This window comes from Ilyobacter sp., assembly GCF_041583315.1.
GTDB lineage: Bacteria > Fusobacteriota > Fusobacteriia > Fusobacteriales > Fusobacteriaceae > Ilyobacter.
On the sequence record NZ_JBFHGC010000278.1, the window covers coordinates 1 to 3,803 of the forward strand.

General features: G+C 36.1%; 3 protein-coding genes. All 3 read left to right on the top strand.

Annotation, left to right across the window (positions count from 1 at the left end):
- The first annotated feature begins 819 nt into the window (after positions 1–819).
- Positions 820–1,581: an acyl-CoA dehydratase activase gene (locus ABZA26_RS09815; RefSeq protein WP_372714341.1), complete on the top strand. Its 762-nt coding sequence runs from the start codon at positions 820–822 to the stop codon at positions 1,579–1,581.
- Between the two features lie 91 nt (positions 1,582–1,672).
- The gene (locus ABZA26_RS09820; protein WP_372714342.1) at positions 1,673–2,812 is read left to right on the top strand and encodes a double-cubane-cluster-containing anaerobic reductase; all 1,140 of its coding nucleotides are present in this window, start codon (positions 1,673–1,675) and stop codon (positions 2,810–2,812) included.
- A gap of 152 nt (positions 2,813–2,964) precedes the next feature.
- Entirely contained in the window at positions 2,965–3,222 is a 258-nt protein-coding gene (locus ABZA26_RS09825) for a hypothetical protein (protein WP_372714343.1), read from the top strand.
- Positions 3,223–3,803 lie beyond the last annotated feature (581 nt).

Below are 3,803 nucleotides of genomic sequence, written 5' to 3' on the forward strand. Positions count from 1 at the left end.
GACGGAACTAATTCTGTGTCAGTCAGTATTGATGATGAAGAGATAACTGACGAAGAAGGTATAACAATAGATGAGTCAACTTCAACGACAAATTATACAGGATTTAGATCTTGGGGGGATGCAGATGTGGAAGTTGAAAGTCTCAGTATTACCGAGATTTAAAGAAATACAAAATTAAGATAAGAGTTAGTCTTTAAAAGAAAGATTTGAATATTATTTTTAATTTTGCAGTTATTTCACAAAGAAAGTGAACACAATTATTAGATATGGAAATAAAATTAGAAATCTATGCAAAATTAGAAAACGGGACATATACAGGAGATGAATCGACTGAAATATGTGAAGAAGAATATTAATCTGAAACGGAAACAGAAGATTTAACTTCTTTAGGAAGCACTTTTGAAGAGATATCCTCAGCAATAATATCTTTAATGCAAACACTGGGATATGGAAGAACTTTGGGATATTATAGATATAAGCACGCTTCAAGTTATATAAATTATATTGCAATTTTTCTTTAATCAATCGAAAAATGTTGATGAGTCATAGATATCCCTTTTTAAAATTTAATCGAACATAAATTATATCAATGCCATATCTATGGTTCTCTTTTTTGTTGCAATTAATTATACAGTTCAAGAAGATGAAAGTAGATGAATTTCAAATTTATGGAACTCACTTATCTTTTCTTTAATAGAATTATACAGGTTATGCTAAGGTGGTATACTTGACATAAAACACGATCAGCTTATATACTGTATCCACGAAGTCTGATGTCAAAAATGCTTAAATTTGCATTTGTAAAATAAGGGGGATACTATGTACGGAGTGGGAATAGATATCGGTTCTACTGCAGCGAAGGTAGCTGTAATTAAAGATTCAGAGATAATATCTAAGTTTGTAATACCCAGCGGATGGAACAGCAAAGATACTGCCAAAGAAATTTATGAAAAGCTATCCGGCGAAGGAATCAATAAAAAAAATTCGAATATCGTTGCCACTGGTTATGGAAGAGTATCTGTACCTTATGCAGATAAGGTAATCACTGAGATTACATGTCACGGAAGGGGTGCCAGTCACTTCGTAGAGGGGGACTGTACCGTGGTTGATATTGGTGGTCAAGATACCAAAGTTATCTCTTTGGAAGGCGGAATGGTTGAAAATTTCACTATGAACGACAAGTGCTCGGCTGGTACAGGAAGATTTATAGAGGTAATGGCTAACAGTCTGGGAATTACTATAGAAGAGCTTATCAATCTGTCACAAGACGGAAGTGATACTGAAATCACATCTATGTGCACAGTATTTGCTGAATCAGAGGTTATAAGTCTTGTAGGAAGCGGCACTAAGAAGGAAGATATCGCTTATGGGATAGTAAATTCTGTCATTAAGAAGGTAAAGTCCTTGTGTACAAGGCACGGGAAAGCTGATATATACTTTCTAAGCGGAGGATTTTCAGGGAATGAACATATGCTGAAGAAGCTAGAGTATGAGCTGGAATCCAAGGTTTTATCACATGAAGATGGAAGATATACAGGTGCAATAGGAGCTGCCATTCTGGCAGAAAAAATAAAAAAGTAGTTAATTAACGACAATTACAATATTATAAAAAGCATAGTATTAATATTTTTAAGTAAGACAAATTTATTTGATTATATAAGGGGGAACGGAGATGAATAATCTACCAGAGATATTTGAAAGTTTTGGAGAGGCCAGAAGAAATGGTTTTTTAAAAGTAAAAGAATTTAAAGATAGAAAAGAAAATGTTGTGGGAACTTTTTGTACTTATACTCCAAAGGAGTTAATATATGCAGCGGGAGCACATCCGATCTCACTTTGCTCCGTGAGTGAGGAAACAATCCCTGAATCAGAAAAGCACCTTCCTAAGAATCTATGTCCACTGATTAAAGCGAGCTACGGGTTTGCCCTTACCGACAAATGTCCGTACATGTATTTTGCTGACATGGTGGTTGGAGAGACTACATGTGACGGAAAGAAAAAAATGTATGAACTGCTAGGAGAGGTCAAAGATACACACGTTATGCAGTTACCTCAAAATCAGAGCGAAGACGGGCTAGAGCTTTGGAAAAAGGAATTGAATAAACTTATTGAAAAACTGGAGGAAAAATTTTCTACCAAGATCACAAATAAATCTCTTAAGGAAGCCATTAAAAACTGTAATGAAGACAGAAGTCTTTTAAGAGAGTTTCATGAACTAGGGAGTTTAAAGCCTTCAGTTATCAAGGGATTTGATATATTTAATGTATTAAATGGTGCGAACTATACTTTTGATAAAACCGAGATGAGAGAAAATATAAGAAAAACTATCTCCAAAGTTAAAGCCAAGTATGAAAATGGGGAGTTTCTTCCGGAAGGGGCTAGAATTTTGATTACAGGATGTCCTATAGGGGGTGTGGCAGAGAAAGTAATAAAAGCTGTTGAAAACACAGGGGCTATCGTAGTAGCTTTGGAAAACTGTCAGGGATACAAGGAACTTCATGAAAATGTAGATGAAACTATGGATCCTGTAGAAGCTATCGCAAAAAAATATCTGAATATTCCTTGTTCAGTAATGACGCCAAACGACAAGAGAATGGAACTTCTTAAAGAGATGGTAGAGGTGTATCAAGTAGATGGTGTAATAGATATGACACTTCAGGCTTGCCATACCTATGCTATAGAAGCCCACAATATAAAGACTACACTTAATGGAGATAGAAAAACTCCGTATATGAACCTTGAGACAAACTACTCAACATCGGATGAAGGTCAGATAAAGACAAGGGTAGAAGCTTTTATTGAAATACTTTAGGAAGATATATAAAATTATATTAATTTGAGTTTGAATTTAAAGGGGATCGATTAGATCCCTTTTAACGTATAGTTTATGCTTTAAGACTGTCTAAAATGGCAGCATGGAAGTCGGAAAACAACGAAGAGTTTTCCTTTTAGGAGGTGGAAAGGATGAAAAATGCCATTTTTACAGAAGAAAGTACAATATCAGAAAAAATAAGGGTTAAATCAAAACCTGAAAAATGCCCTGTATGCGGATTCTATCCTGTGTCTACTATTTTATATGGTGACATTGGATATAGTCCGCAACTGTCAGAGCAGATGGAGAAAAGAGAGGTCGTTCTTGGCGGCTGCTCTATCTACCCGGACAAGCCCAGGTGGCAGTGCAGTAAGTGCGGGACAAAGTTTTATAAAGAGAGTCACGATTAATTCTGGGAATTTTGAAGGGTAAGAGATGTGCTTGGGAGACTCGAAAAAGTTAATTTAAGAAAGATTTGGAATCACGAGGCAAGCGCGGGATCTTTTAATGTAAACATACTTGCCAAAAATATTAACAGCGACAGTAAAAGTATAATTTAAAACTAGCTAAACAGAACACCACGGCCACCTCGGGAAGATCATCATCTGGTTGGTAAAAGATATGAGGGACGAGAACAAGAAGGTAGTAGAATGGCTTGACAACTATCTGGATGAGAATATAGATATACTTCTTATTAGAATGGATATTAAATAGGAGACTCAATGTCTGTTATTTTAAATATAGTTGAAAGCCCAAACTATTACCAAGTTCGCACGGACCAAGTTTTCCTGTGTGTTTCAGTGTTAAAGCCTTCCCAGCCATACTCTCCACCTCCTAAGTACGGCGGACTAAATCTCGGACTAAAAAATAAAAAAAGGGAACCAACGGATATTTACATCCAGTTACTTCCCTAAAAATTCATAAAATGGCGATGGAGGAGAGATTTGAACTCTCGGGGCTGTTACGCCTTACACGCTTTCCAAGCGTGCCC

Bases quoted from the DNA above. Each gene is read 5' to 3' on its own strand.
- ABZA26_RS09815 (WP_372714341.1), top strand. From the start codon at position 820: ATGTACGGAGTGGGAATAGATATCGGTTCTACTGCAGCGAAGGTAGCT.
- ABZA26_RS09820 (WP_372714342.1), top strand. From the start codon at position 1,673: ATGAATAATCTACCAGAGATATTTGAAAGTTTTGGAGAGGCCAGAAGA.
- ABZA26_RS09825 (WP_372714343.1), top strand. From the start codon at position 2,965: ATGAAAAATGCCATTTTTACAGAAGAAAGTACAATATCAGAAAAAATA.